The 16,239-nt window shown below is 51.2% G+C and carries 20 protein-coding genes; 10 read left to right on the top strand and 10 right to left on the bottom strand.

What is annotated here, in order from left to right:
* Positions 1-227: 227 nt before the first annotated feature.
* The 7 genes from EDF78_RS16470 to oppF all read left to right on the top strand — a co-directional run bounded on the left by EDF78_RS16470 (position 228) and on the right by oppF (position 7,791).
* Positions 228-872 (top strand): YchE family NAAT transporter, encoded by a 645-nt coding sequence (locus tag EDF78_RS16470; RefSeq protein ID WP_013575947.1) that lies wholly within the window; start codon positions 228-230, stop codon positions 870-872.
* A gap of 981 nt (positions 873-1,853) precedes the next feature.
* Positions 1,854-1,988 (top strand): hypothetical protein, encoded by a 135-nt coding sequence (locus EDF78_RS25975; protein ID WP_279586831.1) that lies wholly within the window; start codon positions 1,854-1,856, stop codon positions 1,986-1,988.
* Positions 1,989-2,053: 65 nt separating this feature from the next.
* Positions 2,054-3,694: an oligopeptide ABC transporter substrate-binding protein OppA gene (gene oppA / locus EDF78_RS16465; RefSeq protein WP_095921641.1), complete on the top strand. Its 1,641-nt coding sequence runs from the start codon at positions 2,054-2,056 to the stop codon at positions 3,692-3,694.
* Between the two features lie 187 nt (positions 3,695-3,881).
* Positions 3,882-4,802, top strand: coding sequence for an oligopeptide ABC transporter permease OppB (gene oppB / locus EDF78_RS16460; protein WP_095921642.1), 921 nt, complete (start codon positions 3,882-3,884; stop codon positions 4,800-4,802).
* A 15-nt stretch (positions 4,803-4,817) separates the two neighbouring features.
* Positions 4,818-5,726, top strand: coding sequence for an oligopeptide ABC transporter permease OppC (gene oppC, locus EDF78_RS16455; protein ID WP_095921643.1), 909 nt, complete (start codon positions 4,818-4,820; stop codon positions 5,724-5,726).
* A 29-nt stretch (positions 5,727-5,755) separates the two neighbouring features.
* Positions 5,756-6,757 (top strand): ABC transporter ATP-binding protein, encoded by a 1,002-nt coding sequence (locus EDF78_RS16450; protein WP_195817028.1) that lies wholly within the window; start codon positions 5,756-5,758, stop codon positions 6,755-6,757.
* Between the two features lie 29 nt (positions 6,758-6,786).
* Positions 6,787-7,791, top strand: a complete 1,005-nt coding sequence (gene oppF / locus EDF78_RS16445; protein WP_095925114.1) for a murein tripeptide/oligopeptide ABC transporter ATP binding protein OppF — start codon at positions 6,787-6,789, stop codon at positions 7,789-7,791.
* 205 nt (positions 7,792-7,996) lie between these two features.
* On the opposite strand, the gene EDF78_RS16440 is transcribed toward oppF, so the two are convergent.
* Positions 7,997-8,320, bottom strand: a complete 324-nt coding sequence (locus tag EDF78_RS16440; protein WP_013575941.1) for an HI1450 family dsDNA-mimic protein — start codon at positions 8,318-8,320, stop codon at positions 7,997-7,999.
* A gap of 80 nt (positions 8,321-8,400) precedes the next feature.
* Positions 8,401-9,861, bottom strand: coding sequence for a cardiolipin synthase (cls, locus tag EDF78_RS16435; RefSeq protein ID WP_095921645.1), 1,461 nt, complete (start codon positions 9,859-9,861; stop codon positions 8,401-8,403).
* A 292-nt stretch (positions 9,862-10,153) separates the two neighbouring features.
* Between cls and EDF78_RS16430 the strand changes: the two genes are divergently transcribed.
* On the top strand, positions 10,154-10,336 hold the full coding sequence (locus EDF78_RS16430) for a YciY family protein (protein WP_133823505.1): 183 nt from the start codon (positions 10,154-10,156) through the stop codon (positions 10,334-10,336).
* Here the strand turns inward: EDF78_RS16430 and EDF78_RS25835 are convergent, their stop codons facing one another.
* The 3 genes from EDF78_RS25835 to EDF78_RS16420 all read right to left on the bottom strand — a co-directional run bounded on the left by EDF78_RS25835 (position 10,337) and on the right by EDF78_RS16420 (position 11,365).
* Positions 10,337-10,498 (bottom strand): YnfU family zinc-binding protein, encoded by a 162-nt coding sequence (locus EDF78_RS25835; protein WP_162928688.1) that lies wholly within the window; start codon positions 10,496-10,498, stop codon positions 10,337-10,339.
* Positions 10,499-10,614: 116 nt separating this feature from the next.
* Complete coding sequence (locus tag EDF78_RS16425; RefSeq protein ID WP_095921647.1) at positions 10,615-10,905, bottom strand: zf-TFIIB domain-containing protein; 291 nt, start codon at positions 10,903-10,905, stop codon at positions 10,615-10,617.
* A 163-nt stretch (positions 10,906-11,068) separates the two neighbouring features.
* Positions 11,069-11,365: a YciI family protein gene (locus tag EDF78_RS16420; RefSeq protein WP_119827363.1), complete on the bottom strand. Its 297-nt coding sequence runs from the start codon at positions 11,363-11,365 to the stop codon at positions 11,069-11,071.
* Between the two features lie 212 nt (positions 11,366-11,577).
* On the opposite strand from EDF78_RS16420, the gene EDF78_RS16415 reads away from it, so the two are divergent.
* Entirely contained in the window at positions 11,578-12,306 is a 729-nt protein-coding gene (locus EDF78_RS16415) for an energy transducer TonB (RefSeq protein ID WP_119827361.1), read from the top strand.
* A gap of 82 nt (positions 12,307-12,388) precedes the next feature.
* On the opposite strand, the gene yciA is transcribed toward EDF78_RS16415, so the two are convergent.
* From yciA to EDF78_RS16395, 4 genes are all read right to left on the bottom strand, one after another.
* Positions 12,389-12,829 (bottom strand): acyl-CoA thioester hydrolase YciA, encoded by a 441-nt coding sequence (gene yciA / locus EDF78_RS16410; RefSeq protein WP_095921650.1) that lies wholly within the window; start codon positions 12,827-12,829, stop codon positions 12,389-12,391.
* A 73-nt stretch (positions 12,830-12,902) separates the two neighbouring features.
* A complete protein-coding gene (locus EDF78_RS16405) occupies positions 12,903-13,442 on the bottom strand; it encodes a septation protein A (RefSeq protein ID WP_095921651.1) in 540 nt (179 codons plus the stop codon).
* A 99-nt stretch (positions 13,443-13,541) separates the two neighbouring features.
* Positions 13,542-14,297: a YciC family protein gene (locus EDF78_RS16400; RefSeq protein ID WP_095921652.1), complete on the bottom strand. Its 756-nt coding sequence runs from the start codon at positions 14,295-14,297 to the stop codon at positions 13,542-13,544.
* 113 nt (positions 14,298-14,410) lie between these two features.
* On the bottom strand, positions 14,411-14,788 hold the full coding sequence (locus EDF78_RS16395; protein ID WP_095921653.1) for a YkgJ family cysteine cluster protein: 378 nt from the start codon (positions 14,786-14,788) through the stop codon (positions 14,411-14,413).
* A 292-nt stretch (positions 14,789-15,080) separates the two neighbouring features.
* Here EDF78_RS16395 and ompW point away from each other — a divergent pair, with 292 nt between their 5' ends.
* On the top strand, positions 15,081-15,713 hold the full coding sequence (gene ompW / locus EDF78_RS16390; RefSeq protein WP_095921654.1) for an outer membrane protein OmpW: 633 nt from the start codon (positions 15,081-15,083) through the stop codon (positions 15,711-15,713).
* A gap of 70 nt (positions 15,714-15,783) precedes the next feature.
* Here the strand turns inward: ompW and EDF78_RS16385 are convergent, their stop codons facing one another.
* Positions 15,784-16,098: a BON domain-containing protein gene (locus tag EDF78_RS16385; RefSeq protein WP_095921655.1), complete on the bottom strand. Its 315-nt coding sequence runs from the start codon at positions 16,096-16,098 to the stop codon at positions 15,784-15,786.
* Between the last annotated feature and the right edge of the window lie 141 nt (positions 16,099-16,239).

Below are 16,239 nucleotides of genomic sequence, written 5' to 3'. Positions count from 1 at the left end.
AGCATGGGGTAAGTGCGATTGATTATCAAATTTGCTCAAATTGAATACAATTTATCTGTGATTTGTGTCGTTAAAATTACGCTGTTTTAACAAAAGTGGTATTCACTGCTTTTTAATCAAATTCTGGTGATAAAAGTTGTGAATCGGCGTGGCGCCTTTACTGCAATTCCAGTACATTAGCGCCCATCAAAACCTTCATCTGCTGGCATAATTGTGCGGAGTTCTGCGTGAGCCAATCTTTATTAGATTTTTCAGGGTATATCAAATTCTTTGTCGGGCTGTTTGCGTTGGTCAACCCTGTGGGGATTTTGCCCGTGTTCATCAGCATGACCAGTTATCAGGCGGCAGCAGGGCGCAATAAAACCAATATGACGGCAAACCTGTCGGTAGCCATTATATTGTCGACCGCACTTTTTCTGGGCGACGCGATTTTACACCTCTTCGGCATCTCCATTGATTCGTTCCGCATCGCGGGCGGCATTCTGGTGGTGACGATCGCGATGTCGATGATCAGCGGTAAACTCGGTGAAGATAAACAGAACAAGCAGGAAAAATCAGAAACCGCGATCCGTGAAAATGTCGGTGTCGTGCCTCTTGCGCTGCCGCTGATGGCCGGACCCGGTGCGATCAGCTCGACGATTGTCTGGAGTTCGCGCTATCACAGCTGGCCAAATCTGCTGGGGCTGACGCTGGCCATTATCTTCTTTGCGTTTTGCTGCTGGTTGTTGTTCCGGGCGGCACCTTTACTGGTTCGCCTGTTGGGTCAAACCGGGATTAACGTTATTACCCGTATCATGGGACTGTTACTGATGTCTCTGGGCATTGAATTTATTGTGACAGGCATTAAAGCGATTTTCCCCGGCCTGCTTTAATCCCTTAGTCCCCGAATTATCACGGAAACACTTATGGATTTCCGTGATAATTATTACCCTTCCTTATAATGCAATGCATTAATATAGTGCAGCTAATGACGTAATTAAGAGCGATTGCACCCAAATGTGGCGTAAAGCCCTGTCTCATTCTTCTTTTTAATCCAAGTCTTCATTTCTTCTAATAAACTTAGCGAATATTTCGCTAAACCCCCCTCTTTATTGCCCGCTTTGGCGCTAATTTATCCACATCATTCTGTAAGGCTTGTGCATGCCGTATCGAGATGTTATTAGTGTTAATACAGCAGTTAACAGGTGTTTATCCTTGAAAACCTCAGAATGTTAACTGATTGTATCAGGATGCTTCCTGAGCAGCCCGCAACCTGAATTTCGCGCCACAACCTGATATAAAGATGATGTAATACAACGGTTTGGGCCGGCGTTCTAAGTATTACTCAACCGGGGTGCTTTACGGTCTGTAACCGGTAAAAGAGAATTGCGTAACAAATTTGCAAAATTTATTGGCGCCGGTATCAGGCTTCTGATAATTTTCAAATCGCCTTCAAAAATGGAATTTTGTTAAGCGGAATGCTCTAAGTGAGAATGAATCTTGCTAGAGACAGAAAGATAGAAGCCATTTCATTTGTTTTTGGAGAGTGTCGTGTCGCATTGCCTGCCACAAAATTATCCTCACCTGCTTTTTGCGAAAAGAAAGCCGGGTATTGCGCTGACGACATTGCACGGCCTGCTGTTGACTCTGTCTGTTCAGCAAAACAACTCTTCAGCTTTTCTTCTGATTAATTGATTTCGGGCGCTTAACCGCGAAGGACTTTCTGTTGCCCTAAGTCGGGCGAATAAGAAAATAATATTGTTAAGGTTCGGAATAACAGTATGTGATTACCTGGTGCGCGGTGAAATGCAGTTTTATTGCGCACGGGGTGGATCTAATGGAGTGGGGTCATCCTTAACGACCCCGGAAACCGCATGGCGAACAACAGCCAGACGTTTCAAGCGCATTATCAGGTAACACGTGCAGTAATAGGGGACAGCCATCTGCGGGTGGCAACAACATGGGGGGCTTTTCTTGAGCAATTCGTTCCTGCTTTTGAAACCCATTGACCCAGCAAGGGTTTATCTTGCACCCCAGCGTGCAAGTTCATAATAAAAACTGGAGTTGAAATACAATGACCAACATCACAAAAAAAAATCTGCTGGCTGCCTGCATTCTTGCTGCAGTGAGCTCAGTTTCCATCAATAACGCATTCGCGGCGAATGTGCCTGCAGGCGTGACACTGGCGGCTAAACAGGAGCTGGTGCGTAACAACGGTTCTGAAGTTCAGTCCCTGGACCCACATAAAGTCGAAGGCGTACCGGAATCCAACGTAATCCGTGATCTGCTGGAAGGTCTGGTGAATACCGACAGCAAAGACGGCAGTGTGATCCCGGGCGTCGCTACCACCTGGGACAACAAAGATTTTAAAGTCTGGACCTTCCACCTGCGTCCGGATGCAAAATGGTCAAATGGCGACCCTGTCACCGCGGCGGATTTCGTCTACAGCTGGCAGCGTCTGGCTGATCCAAAAACAGCCTCTCCGTATGAAAGCTACCTGCAATACGGTCACATCGAAAACATCGATGACATCATCAGCGGTAAGAAAAGCCCTGATACTCTGGGTGTGAAAGCGATTGACGACCATACCCTGCAGGTGACCCTGACCGAACCTGTTCCTTATTTCGTAAAGATGCTGTCTCACACCGCGATGAAACCGGTAAACAAAAGTGTTGTGGAGAAATTTGGCGACAAATGGACCCAACCAGAAAACTACGTGAGCAACGGCGCTTACAAACTGAAAGCCTGGACCGTCAACGAACGTATCGTTCTTGAACGCAGCCCGACTTACTGGGATAACGCGAAAACCGTGATCAACCAGGTCACTTACCTGCCAATCTCTTCAGAAGTGACTGACGTTAACCGCTACCGCAGCGGCGAAATCGACATGACCTACAACAACATGCCGATCGAACTGTTCCAGAAGCTGAAAAAAGAAATCCCAACTGAAGTTCACGTTGACCCGTATCTGTGTACTTACTACTACGAAATCAACAACCAGAAAGCCCCGTTCACTGACTCACGCGTGCGTGAAGCTCTGAAACTGGGTCTGGATCGCGACATCATCGTCAATAAAGTGAAAGCACAGGGCGACCTGCCAGCGTATGGCTATACCCCGCCTTACACTGACGGTGCAAAACTGACGCCTCCGGCCTGGTTCAAAGAAACCCAGGCACAACGCAACGAGCAGGCTAAAAAATTGCTGGCAGAAGCAGGTTACACGTCTGCCAAGCCTCTGACTTTCGAACTGCTGTATAACACCTCTGATCTGCACAAAAAGCTGGCTATCGCCGCTGCCGCTATCTGGAAGAAAAACCTGGGTGTTGACGTGAAACTGGTTAACCAGGAATGGAAAACCTTCCTGGACAGCCGTCATCAGGGTAACTTCGATATCGCGCGTGCAGGCTGGTGCTCCGACTATAACGAGCCTTCTTCCTTCCTGAACACCATGCTGTCTGACAGCAGCAACAACACTGCCCACTATAAGAGCCCGGCGTTTGATAAAGACATCGCTGACACTCTGACAGTGAAAACCGATGACGAACGCGCGGCGCTGTATCAGAAAGCTGAAACCCAGCTTGATAAAGACTCTGCCATTGTCCCTGTCTATTACTACGTGAACGCGCGTCTGGTGAAACCTTACGTCGGCGGTTACACCGGTAAAGATCCACAGGACAACGTCTACGTGAAAGATCTGTATATCATCAAACACTAATCCATCAGTGTCCGGGCAAGGCATCCCCGAGCTGCCTTGCTCGTTCTATTTTGATGAAGGTAATGATTTCAGCACCGGCTTTCGGCGCTGAAACAAAGAGCCACCACGATGTCCTTTGTTCAGGGGCATCGTGACCAAGCCAAAAACTATCAAGCTGTAGTGACAGGCTTAGAAACAGGTACGGGCAATGTTAAAGTTTATTTTACGCCGCTGTCTGGAAGCGATTCCGACGCTATTCATTCTGATCACCATTTCGTTTTTTATGATGCGTCTCGCACCGGGCAGCCCTTTTACGGGTGAGCGTAATCTTCCGCCAGAAGTCATGGCGAACATTGAGGCGAAATATCACCTCAATGACCCAATGTATAAGCAGTATTTCCACTATTTAGAACAACTGGCAAAAGGCGATTTCGGCCCGTCGTTCAAATATAAAGACTACACAGTGAATGACCTGGTGGCGGCGTCGTTCCCGGTTTCAGCAAAACTGGGTCTGGCGGCATTCATCATGGCGATTGTGTTTGGTGTGAGTGCAGGGGTGATTGCAGCACTGAATCAAAACACCAAATGGGATTACACGGTGATGGGCATTGCGATGACCGGGGTGGTTATCCCCAGTTTCGTGGTCGCGCCGTTACTGGTGCTGATATTTGCCATTACGCTTAAATGGTTGCCTGGCGGCGGCTGGAACGGCGGTGGCACGAAATATATGATCCTGCCGATGGTGGCACTTTCACTGGCTTATATCGCCAGTATCGCGCGTATCACCCGGGGTTCGATGATTGAAATCCTGCATTCCAACTTCATCCGTACAGCACGTGCCAAAGGGTTGCCGCTGCGCCGCATTATTTTGCGTCACGCACTGAAACCTGCCTTGCTGCCGGTATTGTCATACATGGGACCGGCCTTCGTAGGGATTATCACCGGTTCGATGGTCATCGAGAGCATTTTCGGATTGCCAGGTATCGGCCAGTTGTTTGTTAACGGGGCATTAAACCGTGACTACTCCCTGGTACTGAGCCTGACCATTTTAGTGGGCGCATTAACCATTTTGTTCAATGCGATCGTCGACGTGCTGTATGCCGTCATCGACCCGAAAATCCGTTATTAATGCCGGAGTACGTCAATGATGTTAAGTAAGAAAAATAGCGACGTCGTGGAAAACTTCAGCGAAAAACTGGAAGTTGAAGGCCGCAGTTTGTGGCAGGATGCACGACGCCGTTTCATGCACAACCGTGCTGCGGTCACCAGCCTGATCGTACTGGCGTTTATTGCGTTATTCGTGGCATTTGCCCCGATGTTATCGCAGTTTGCCTACGACGATACTGACTGGAATATGATGTCAGCGGCACCGGATTTCGCCTCTCACCACTATTTCGGGACTGACTCCTCAGGCCGTGATTTGCTGGTGCGCGTGGCGATTGGTGGACGTATTTCCCTGATGGTTGGTGTGGCGGCTGCGCTGGTGGCGGTGATCCTCGGTACGCTGTACGGATCCCTGTCTGGCTATCTGGGCGGTAAAATTGACTCCGCGATGATGCGTCTGCTGGAAATTCTCAACTCCTTCCCGTTCATGTTCTTCGTGATCCTGCTGGTGACCTTCTTCGGGCAAAATATTCTGCTGATTTTCGTGGCGATCGGGATGGTGTCCTGGCTCGACATGGCACGTATCGTGCGCGGTCAGACCCTGAGCCTGAAACGTAAAGAATTCATCGAAGCGGCGCTGGTCAGCGGTGTGAGCACGCGAAATATCGTGTTGCGCCACATTGTGCCAAACGTGCTGGGTGTCGTGGTGGTGTATGCCTCACTGTTGGTACCGAGCATGATCCTGTTTGAATCCTTCCTGAGCTTCTTAGGATTAGGGACACAGGAACCACTGAGCAGTTGGGGCGCGTTATTAAGCGATGGTGCCAACTCGATGGAAGTTTCACCTTGGTTACTGCTGTTCCCGGCAGGCTTCCTGGTTGTAACTCTGTTCTGTTTCAATTTTATCGGCGATGGCCTGCGTGATGCCCTCGACCCGAAAGATCGTTAAGGAGTGCAACCATGAGCACGATTGAACATATGCCCGCTTCTGCACTGCAGAATGCGAAGGGCAGCCAGACGCTTCTGGATGTCAAAGATTTACGTGTCACCTTTGAAACGCCTGACGGCGATGTCACGGCGGTTAACGATCTGAATTTCGACCTGCGTGCCGGTGAAACCTTAGGCATCGTCGGTGAATCCGGTTCCGGTAAATCCCAGACCGCGTTTGCCCTGATGGGCCTGCTGGCCAGCAATGGTCGCATCGGAGGGTCGGCGAAATTTAATGGTCGCGAAATCCTCAACCTGCCGCAAAACGAGCTGAACAAGCTGCGCGCAGAACAGATTTCGATGATTTTCCAGGATCCGATGACCTCCCTCAACCCGTATATGCGGGTCGGCGAGCAGCTGATGGAAGTCCTGATCCTGCACAAAAAGATGAGCAAGCGCGAAGCGTTTGAGGAATCCGTACGCATGCTGGATGCGGTGAAAATGCCGGAAGCCCGCAAGCGTATGAAGATGTTCCCGCATGAATTCTCCGGCGGTATGCGCCAGCGGGTGATGATTGCGATGGCATTGCTGTGCCGTCCAAAATTGCTGATTGCCGATGAGCCAACGACCGCCCTGGACGTGACCGTTCAGGCGCAGATCATGACCTTGCTTAATGAACTGAAGTCTGAGTTCAATACCGCCATTATCATGATTACCCACGATCTGGGTGTCGTCGCCGGGATCTGTGACAAGGTGCTGGTGATGTACGCAGGGCGTACGATGGAATATGGCCGTGCCCGCGATGTTTTTTATGAGCCGTGCCATCCGTATTCTATCGGCCTGCTCAATGCGGTTCCTCGTCTGGATGCTGAGGGCGGCGCGATGCTGACCATTCCGGGCAACCCGCCAAACCTGCTGCGTCTGCCAAAAGGCTGTCCGTTCCAGCCCCGCTGCCCGTATGCGATGGATATTTGCGCCTCAGCGCCACCGCTGGAGCGTTTCGGTGATGGTCGCCTGCGTGCCTGCTACAAGCCGCTGGAGGAACTGGTATGACAGACAACACAATCATGAACAGCGCGGCGATGAACACTCACGCCCCTGAGAAAAAAGTGCTGCTCGAAGTGGCCGATCTGAAGGTTCATTTCGACATCAAAGACGGCAAACAATGGTTCTGGCAGCCTTCGAAAACCCTGAAAGCGGTGGATGGTGTCACCCTGCGTCTTTATGAAGGTGAAACGCTGGGCGTGGTCGGTGAATCCGGTTGCGGTAAATCCACCTTTGCCCGTGCGCTGATTGGGCTGGTGAAAGCCACCGATGGTCGTGTGGCCTGGCTGGGCAAAGATCTGCTGAACATGTCGGATAACGAATGGCGCCACACGCGCAGCGATATCCAGATGATTTTCCAGGATCCGCTGGCGTCCCTTAATCCGCGTATGACCATCGGTGAAATCATTGCCGAGCCGCTGAAAACCTATAATCCGAAAATGCCTCGTCTTGAGGTGAAGGAAAAAGTGAAGGCAATGATGTTAAAGGTCGGGCTGCTGCCTAACCTGATTAACCGTTACCCGCACGAATTTTCCGGCGGTCAGTGTCAGCGTATTGGTATCGCGCGCGCCCTGATCCTTGAGCCGAAACTGATTATCTGTGATGAGCCGGTTTCTGCGCTGGATGTGTCCATTCAGGCGCAGGTCGTCAACCTGCTGCAACAACTGCAACGCGAGATGGGATTATCCCTGATCTTCATCGCGCACGATCTGGCGGTGGTTAAACACATTTCTGATCGCGTTCTGGTGATGTACCTCGGGCATGCCGTCGAGCTGGGGACGTATGATGAGGTGTATAACAATCCTCAGCATCCGTATACCCGTGCGCTGATGTCTGCGGTGCCGGTGCCGGATCCGGATAAAGAGCGCAATAAAGTGATTCAGTTACTGGAAGGGGAGTTACCTTCGCCGATCAACCCGCCATCAGGCTGCGTGTTCCGTACCCGTTGCCCGATTGCCGGACCTGAATGTGCGGTGACCCGTCCGTTGCTGGAAGGCAGCTTCCGCCACGCGGTGTCCTGCCTGAAAGTCGATCCGCTCTGATTGTTTTCCTCAGACGCAATGCATAAAAAAACCTGCCAGTGGCAGGTTTTTTTTCGTCTTCGTTTTCTTTACGTATCGTTCTGCTACGTCATTCAGATGGGATTAAAGCTGCAATTGAATGAATCCCCGGAATCTGACTTATATCAGTGACCGGGGTGAATGAAAGCCGCCAACACAGCGCCAGTCTGAAGGACGACGGAGACGGTTATTCTTTCCAGAGGATATGGCAAAGCTTATGGTCTTTCTCGCGACACAAAAGAACACGGGCGAAAATATCATTGATTGGCTGATCTTCCGCGTCAGCCAGACCGATCACCACTTCAGCAAAGAAGTCCGGGTTCAGGTCGAAATCCACATGCTCAACCCAGTCTTCTGCCGGGTCATATAATTCAGCGCCGCCGCGTTCTTCAAATTGCAGATTGAAGATCAGGATATCTGCCGGATCGAGGTTATCTCCGGCCAGCTCCAGAAAGATGTCATAGGCTTGTTCAAGCGTTTCGTCTTCGGTCAGGCGATTATTCAGGTCCATATCATTCTCGTTTACAGATGAGTGTATTCTGGCTCTTGCAAGCCGGTACTGGGGGTATTACATCATGCCCGACGCGGCATTTACAGCAGCGGACTGAAAAAGTAGAACAAACGTTCGACGATGCGGTGCCAGAACGGGCGTTTAATCCAGGCTTCAACATCCAGCAGATGTGAGCGGGCAATGTAATCGTCCTGCACGCGCCCGAGATCATCCCCAAAACCGGCATCGTCAATCACCAGTGTTATCTCAAAATTGAGCCACAGGCTGCGCATATCCAGATTCACGGTGCCCACCAGACTGAGCTGACCATCAACCAGCATACTTTTGGTATGCAGTAAGCCATCTTCAAACTGGTAAATTTTGACCCCGGCTTCCAGCAACTCGCCAAAGAATGATTTACTGGCCCAGCCCACCATCATCGAATCGTTTTTCATCGGCAGGATGATACTGACATCAACCCCGCGCTGTGCCGCAGTACAAATCGCATGTAACAAATCATCGCTGGGGACCAGATACGGCGTGGTCATCACCAGTCGCTCGCGGGCCGAGTAGGTGGCGGTCAGCAGTGCCTGGTGGATCATATCTTCCGGGAAGCCGGGACCGGAGGCGATAACCTGAATGGTATGGCCGCTCTCCTGTTCGAAGGGCATCTGATTGCTGTCAGGTTCCGGCGGCAGAATACGCACGCCGGTTTCAATTTCCCAGTCGCAGGAATAGACAATACCCATGGTGGTCGCGACGGGGCCTTCCATACGGGCCATCAGATCGATCCACTGACCGACGCCAGCATCCTGCTTGAAGAAACGCGGGTCGACCATGTTCATGCTGCCGGTATAGGCGACATAGTTGTCGATCAGCACCACTTTACGGTGCTGACGCAAATCCATGCGGCGCAGGAACACACGGAACAAATTAACCTGCAAGGCTTCGACCACTTCAATACCAGCGTTGCGCATCATTGCCGGATAAGGGCTGCGGAAAAAGGCGACGCTGCCTGCGGAATCCAGCATCAGGCGGCAATGAATACCACGGCGCGAGGCGGCCATCAGCGATTCGGCGACCTGATCAACCAGACCGCCCGGCTGCCAGATATAGAACACCATCTCGATATTGCTGCGGGCCAGTTCGATATCGCGCATCATGGCATGAAGCACATCATCGCTGGTGGTCAGCAGTTGCAACTGATTACCTTTTACGCCAGCAATGCCCTGACGGCGTTCGCACAGCTGGAAAAGTGAGGCGGCAATTTCACTGTTTTCGGTGGCAAAAATACGCTTGCAGTCTTTGAGATCATTCAGCCAGCGGGCGGTTGAAGGCCACATGGCTTTCGCCCGTTCAGCACGGCGTTTGCCTAAGTGCAGTTCACCAAACGACAGATAGGCAATAATACCGACCAGCGGAATGATGTAGATGATCAGCAACCATGCCATCGCGGAAGGGACCGCCCGGCGTTTCATCAGAATACGCAGGGTGACGCCGGCAATCAGTAACCAGTAACCGAAAACCAGAAGTCCGCTGATTACTGTATAAAATGTTGTCATAAAGGCGAAAAGTCCTGTTCGCAAGCCATTGGCGTGAGTGTACGTGAAAGGGGCAACCTTTTAACTAACTTTATCCGGCCAATCAATCGGCTACCTCTTAAATCGCTATCCGCTCAGTAAATTGCCACTGTCCTGACTTCAAGGTTAGCTGATAACGGGGAGAAAGGACAAAAACAAGACTTGGATCACACCGCCATCGGCCTATAATGTCCCCGCAGTTTTTTCCGCTAAAAGACACTTAAAGACATTCTTCCGTTAAAGAAGCAGCGACGGCATCACGGGACATAAGTGAATGAAACGCAGTAGAAATGAAGTTGGCCGGTGGCGGATGTTACGCCAGACTCAGCGCCGGAGAAGCCGCTGGCTGGAAGGTCAGTCAAGACGCTATCGTCACATCTATCGTATTCGCCAGATCCACCATCAGCAGCATCAGCGCCTGTCTTTGTATGCCGTTAAGTACGAATGGAATGCCTGATTACCGGGATTTAGGCTGAAACAGCGCGCCACATTTTTTGCAGACCAGCGTTGAGTTTTTGCGCACTTTTGCACTCATCTGTTCGGCAACATAACCGCATTCCGGGCAGGTGACCTTGGTGGTCGTACTGGTTAGAAACTTCAATCCGTCGAAGAATGACATATTGCTTACCTCATGGGCAGGGGTAAGCATCCTAGCACACAAGCGATGAAAGCAATGTGACGGCATTCGGGGAAATCGCGCCATGGGTATTATGCTATGGCGCGGGATGGCAGAAATCAGTCGAAAAGCTCTGAAAGGAAACTCTTCTTTTTATAGGGTTTTTGCGAGGAATAATGCCCGCGATTGTCGTAATTGCCTTGCGGGCGGTGATCGTCCCGGCGGTCGCGTTCCTCGTAGCGCGGCGTTGCTGGCCGCTCTGCGGACTGCGATGCAGCCGATTTCTCGATGATTTTATCCAGCTCACCGCGATCCAGCCACACTCCGCGACAGTCAGGACAATAATCGATTTCAATGCCCTGACGTTCGGACATCACCAGCTGACTTTCTTTGCATACCGGACATTGCATATCAGGTTCTCCGCTCAACGGTTCAAGAAATAGGGCACAGGTAACTGTTTGAGTAACCGGATATTTAGACAATCAACTGACGTAAGCAAAAGTAAAGTTGATTAAAGAGTGGCACGGCGGGGAAGCAGGGCATCGGGCAGTTCGGAAAACTGCCCGCAAAACATCAGAATACGCGTTTGAAGGGCTTTACGGTGACGGATTTGTACACGCCTGCCGCGACGTAAGGATCCGCATCAGCCCAGATTTTGGCGTCTTCCAGCGTTTCAAACTCAACCACCAGCAGGGAACCTGTCATTCCTGCCGCGCCCGGATCTTCGCTGTCGATGGCGGGCGTCGGCCCGGCAATCAGCACGCGGCCTTGCTCGTGCAGGTTTTTAAGGCGTTCGATATGAGCAGGGCGGGCAGCAGCGCGTTTTTCCAGTGAATCTGATACATCTTCAGAATAAATCACGTAAAGCATGAGTCACCTATCAATGGGTTTATGAAGTCCTGTGCGGCAGCCTGTGGCCGCCTGACGATTTTACAGAATTAACATAGCTAAACCTGAAGCCGGGGGAAAGCGCTTTGCGTGGGATCAAAGCAAAGGTTATTTGAGAATAGTTGTCATCTCGGTGTTGAATATGATTGCTATTTACATTTAAACTTGCGGCTTCACGGGGAAAATGAATCATTATGCCGCTAAAAAAGTTTAGATTTATCCGCAAGGTGACGGTGCCTGTCGCGCTGGCTGTCAGTTTACATGTCGCTGTTATCGCTGGCGTGTTGTATATGACGGTCGGCGAGTCAATAAAATTACCGAGCCAGGATCAGAAAGTGATGAGTGTGACGATGGTCAATCCGGCGGATTTTGCGCCCCCACCGCCGCCGCCTCAGCCTGAACCGACGCCGCCGCAACCTGAGCCTGAGCCGGAAGTGGTGCCTGAGCCGCCACCGCCGCCGGAAGCCGTGGTCATTCCGGAACCGCCGAAGCCTAAGCCGAAACCGGTGAAAAAGCCGGTGGTGAAACCGAAGGTGAAGCCGGTTGAACGTCCGGTAGAAAGACCGACCCAGACAGTCCAGACGCCGGTGACCAGTAATCAGCCACTGACCAAACCGGTGAGTCAGCCGCCTGCGTCTTCCAATGCCAAAAGCGACACCGGGCCGCGACCGTTGCAGCGCGGACAGCCGGGTTATCCGGCACGTGCGCTGGCGTTACGCATTGAAGGCCGTGTACGCGTGCAGTTCGATGTGGACAGCGATGGCCGCGTGCAGAATATCCGGGTGCTGTCAGCCGAACCGCGCAATATGTTTGAGCGTGAGGTAAAACAGGCGATGAACAAGTGGCGCTATGAACCTAAAGCGGCCAGCAACTTAATCGTGAATCTGGTGTTCAAAATTAAAGGCGGCACTTCTGTCGAGTAAGCCGACACCGCGGTGTTTGCCCCAATAAAAAAGGTCGCCTCTGAAGGCGACCTTTTTACTTTCTGAAGAGCCGGTTCGTCACTCAGTCCTGAGAAACGCCTTCCGAGTCGACACTGAAATTGCTGCGTCCGTCAGGTAACTGGCGCGATTTGCCTTCGTCATCGACGGCGACATAGGTAAACACCGCCTCAGTGGCTCTGTAACGCTGTCCTATCGGCTCAGAAGAGACTTTCTTCACCCACACCTCAACATTGATGGTAATCGAGCTGTTGCCGGTACGGATGCAGCGTGCGTAACAGCACACCACATCACCGACGGCCACCGGCTTGAGGAAGGTCATCCCGTCAACACGCACAGTCACCACGCGACCCTTGGCGATTTCCTTCGCCTGGATCGCGCCGCCCATATCCATTTGCGACATCAGCCAGCCGCCGAAGATATCACCGTTTGCATTGGTGTCAGCCGGCATTGCCAGCGTACGCAGAACCATTTCACCATTGGGTAAGCTATGTTTTTCGTTCATACGATAAAATTCACAGTGCTCAACAAACTGAAAAAGTAAGGCCTTTCAAAGAAAGGCCCGTGCAGAAGAATGCTTATTTTTTTTCATCATCCGGCATATGCCGGTAAATATAGACGCCGCTTAACAAAGTGAAGACCAGCGTCAGCGCGGTCAGACCAAACACCTTGAAATTGACCCAGATGTTTTGCGGCAACCAGAACGCCACATAAATATTGGCCAGACCGCACAGCAGGAAAAAGATCGCCCAGCTGATGTTCAGTTTATTCCAGACATGATCCGGCAACGTCAGTTCTTTGCCGAGCATACGCTGGATTAACGGCTTTTTCAGCACCAGCTGACTGATCAGCAATGCGCCGGAGAAAAGCACATAAATGACGGTCACTTTCCATTTAATGAATTCATCATTATGGAATACCAGTGTCAGGGTGCCGAAAACCGCCACCATTGCGAAGGTGATCAGCGTCATCTTCTCAATTTTGCGGTACAGAACCCAGGTAATGATTAACGCTAACGCGGTGGCTGCGATCAACGCGCCCGATGCGACAAAAATGTCGTAAAGCTTATAAACCACAAAAAAGACAATCAGGGGAAGAAAATCGAGGAGCTGCTTCATACTTCATTCCATGTTTTATGTATGGGATGACTATACCGGATTCAAATCGCGGACAAAAGAAAAGGGCGCCGGAGCGCCCCTGAAAAACGTATGTCTATATTATGCTTGTAATTTCATGTAAAGACGGAACATATAAATCAGCATAAAGGCGCTGATCATGTTGCTTAATGCGCCGAGGATCACCGCACCGAGCATCGGATTTAACGCGCTCAGTACGCCAACAAACAGCATCAGAACCACCTGAGCCACGATCCACAGCATCACCGCCGGCGCAACCAGACGCACATTACTGAAGGATAACCGGGTACTCATGCCCAGCGCGCGAAAGACGCCGACATTCTCTTTACAGGCAATCACCGGCGACATCGCCCAGGCGATGGCCACCAGGAAAGCAGGCACCAGCAACAGCGCAAGACCGAAGCGGAACATAATGCTGCAAATAAACAGCAGGATGATCAGACGCGGCAGCACCGGCAGCGACGCGGTCATGACCTGAACAACACTGGCCCGAACGCCCTGAGACACCAGCTGAACCAGCGTTAGTACGCCCCCGACCAGAATGACATTCCCGGCCAGTGTGGAAAACAGCGCCGCCAGGCTGTAACGGAAAATCGCGCTTTGCTGCTCAGGCGTGATCTGCTGTTCAAGATACCCCATCATATCGCCGACGCTCATCCCCGTGATATTGCTCATCAGTTGCCCGATAGCGTCGACCTGCTCTGCGGAAGGACTCAATATCCAGCTCAAAATGACGGTAATTAATGCGGCCAGAACGGACAGCGCGAAAACGCTACCCAACTGATTACGCATAAAATTATAACTGTCACGGTACAATGTACTGGCCGTGATAGACATGGACGCTCCTTGGCAAAAAGCAAAAATCAATAAGGCGGCGATTGTACCCTTTAAATGCCCCCCGCCGATAGTTTTGCGCTGACTTCCTGTCAATCTGCCTGATGAATCTCTGCTTATACGCAGGTGACATGCCACAGATCTGACGGTGTGGCATCCATCTCCAGCGGCGGCAGACCATATTGTGCACGCGCGCGGTCACAGGCGGAATTGGCGACGCCATTCAATCCAGACTGATTGAACTCCCGGCACGGTGACGGGCGGTTAAGGTAAACGGAGCAGGAAACCGACTGTCCCACTTCACCTTTCAGGGCGATGCAGCGCGGGCGTTTACTGTTCGTCCCCTGCATACAACTCATAAAAGGAGTGACCTGCTCGGTCAAAGCTTGCGGAACCACGCCGCCGGCCTCTTCAGATTCAGCCCAATAAAATGAAACGCGGAAATAGGCGCAGCACGCGCCACAGGTCATACAGGGATTGTTAATTTCGCTCATCTTGGGAAGCCGCCGACTCCTTACGGCACCAAACCAAAACCAACAGTGAACAAGCAAAGTACGCAGCGTCATTTTTTTTAGCAACTGAAATATCACCTGTTAACAAAACAACAAAATCTCCTCATTTTTGATGCAGATCAATTCCTTTGTTTTTATAGATTTAGATCGCTTTGCGGAAGATGCATTTTCTGACTTTTTGTTTTAAAGATGTGATCCGGCATTGATCAAACCATACCAAAGAGTAGGTATCATTCGCGCGGTTGATAAATAATCCACACAAAGGAAAGGGATAATGAAAGCAGCATATTGGGCATTAGTCGCAGCAGCGGCATTTCCGGCAGTCGCGAGTGCACATCAGGCAGGGGATGTGATTTTTCGTGTAGGGACAGCGACCGTTCGTCCAACCGAAGGGTCAGACAACGTGCTGGGGCTGGGATCGTTTAATATCAATAATAATACTCAGATGGGGTTAACGCTGGGGTACATGTTTACCGACAATATCGGGATGGAGTTACTGGCCGCCACGCCGTTCCAGCATAAAGTCGGACTGAAAAGCACCGGCACCATTGCGGAAGTGAAACAGTTACCTCCGTCCCTGATGGCGCAGTATTACTTCGGTGACAGGCAGGACAAATTGCGTCCGTACCTCGGTGTGGGCATCAACTACACCACGTTCTTCGACACGGATTTCAACCAGACCGGGCGCGATGCCGGGCTGTCTGATTTAAGCGTCAAAGATTCCTGGGGTGTGGCCACCCAGGCCGGTCTCGATTACAACCTGGACGACAACTGGTTAATCAACATGTCTGTCTGGTGGATGGATATTGATACCGAGGTGAAATTCAAAGCCGGTGGTGAGCAGCAAAACATCAACACCCGGATCGATCCCTGGGTCTTTATGTTTGGCGTCGGCTATCGTTTCTGAGTCTTCAGCCCGCGCATAAAAAAAGAGGCGCTTCTGCGCCTCTTCGCTGTGTCACCCGTTCTGTTTCAGGCTACTTCACCCGCATGTCATTCTCAATCGAACGAACCCCGGCCACGCCGCGCGTCACTTCTACCGCACGGTTTGCATCTGCTGTCGAGGTGACAAAACCACTCAGCTGAACACGGCCTTTAAAGGTCTCGACGCTGATTTCCGTGGACTTGATGGTCTTATCTGCCAGCAGCGCGGATTTCACTTTGGTGGTGACCACGGTGTCATCAATGTAGCCACCGGTTCCTTCTGATTTTTTAGTAGGCGCACAGGCTGCAACGGCCATGACCACAACAGCTGCCATGCAGAATGCGGACAATGTTTTGAATAGCTTCATAAATAACTCTCCATGCTTTGTTATAAAACCAAAAGAAACGACCTGCAGACACTCAGACAGGCGATAGCCGCAATGGCCGTATTATCATAGGCCTGATGAGTAGTTTGAGTTTGGTTTATTGATGGCGTTAATACAAATAAA

This window comes from Rahnella sp. BIGb0236, from assembly GCF_004364755.1.
Classification (GTDB): Bacteria; Pseudomonadota; Gammaproteobacteria; order Enterobacterales; family Enterobacteriaceae; genus Rahnella; species Rahnella victoriana.
This window is presented reverse-complemented; position numbering and strand designations above follow the sequence as displayed.

What these genes read in the sequence shown, in the direction of transcription:
- EDF78_RS25975 (WP_279586831.1), top strand. Translation starts at nt 1,854, where the DNA reads ATGGCGAACAACAGCCAGACGTTTCAAGCGCATTATCAGGTAACACGT.
- oppA (WP_095921641.1), top strand. Translation starts at nt 2,054, where the DNA reads ATGACCAACATCACAAAAAAAAATCTGCTGGCTGCCTGCATTCTTGCT.
- oppB (WP_095921642.1), top strand. Translation starts at nt 3,882, where the DNA reads ATGTTAAAGTTTATTTTACGCCGCTGTCTGGAAGCGATTCCGACGCTA.
- oppC (WP_095921643.1), top strand. Translation starts at nt 4,818, where the DNA reads ATGATGTTAAGTAAGAAAAATAGCGACGTCGTGGAAAACTTCAGCGAA.
- EDF78_RS16450 (WP_195817028.1), top strand. Translation starts at nt 5,756, where the DNA reads ATGCCCGCTTCTGCACTGCAGAATGCGAAGGGCAGCCAGACGCTTCTG.
- oppF (WP_095925114.1), top strand. Translation starts at nt 6,787, where the DNA reads ATGAACACTCACGCCCCTGAGAAAAAAGTGCTGCTCGAAGTGGCCGAT.
- EDF78_RS16440 (WP_013575941.1), bottom strand. Translation starts at nt 8,320, where the DNA reads ATGGACCTGAATAATCGCCTGACCGAAGACGAAACGCTTGAACAAGCC.
- cls (WP_095921645.1), bottom strand. Translation starts at nt 9,861, where the DNA reads ATGACAACATTTTATACAGTAATCAGCGGACTTCTGGTTTTCGGTTAC.
- EDF78_RS16430 (WP_133823505.1), top strand. Translation starts at nt 10,154, where the DNA reads ATGAAACGCAGTAGAAATGAAGTTGGCCGGTGGCGGATGTTACGCCAG.
- EDF78_RS25835 (WP_162928688.1), bottom strand. Translation starts at nt 10,498, where the DNA reads ATGTCATTCTTCGACGGATTGAAGTTTCTAACCAGTACGACCACCAAG.
- EDF78_RS16425 (WP_095921647.1), bottom strand. Translation starts at nt 10,905, where the DNA reads ATGCAATGTCCGGTATGCAAAGAAAGTCAGCTGGTGATGTCCGAACGT.
- EDF78_RS16420 (WP_119827363.1), bottom strand. Translation starts at nt 11,365, where the DNA reads ATGCTTTACGTGATTTATTCTGAAGATGTATCAGATTCACTGGAAAAA.
- EDF78_RS16415 (WP_119827361.1), top strand. Translation starts at nt 11,578, where the DNA reads ATGCCGCTAAAAAAGTTTAGATTTATCCGCAAGGTGACGGTGCCTGTC.
- yciA (WP_095921650.1), bottom strand. Translation starts at nt 12,829, where the DNA reads ATGAACGAAAAACATAGCTTACCCAATGGTGAAATGGTTCTGCGTACG.
- EDF78_RS16405 (WP_095921651.1), bottom strand. Translation starts at nt 13,442, where the DNA reads ATGAAGCAGCTCCTCGATTTTCTTCCCCTGATTGTCTTTTTTGTGGTT.
- EDF78_RS16400 (WP_095921652.1), bottom strand. Translation starts at nt 14,297, where the DNA reads ATGTCTATCACGGCCAGTACATTGTACCGTGACAGTTATAATTTTATG.
- EDF78_RS16395 (WP_095921653.1), bottom strand. Translation starts at nt 14,788, where the DNA reads ATGAGCGAAATTAACAATCCCTGTATGACCTGTGGCGCGTGCTGCGCC.
- ompW (WP_095921654.1), top strand. Translation starts at nt 15,081, where the DNA reads ATGAAAGCAGCATATTGGGCATTAGTCGCAGCAGCGGCATTTCCGGCA.
- EDF78_RS16385 (WP_095921655.1), bottom strand. Translation starts at nt 16,098, where the DNA reads ATGAAGCTATTCAAAACATTGTCCGCATTCTGCATGGCAGCTGTTGTG.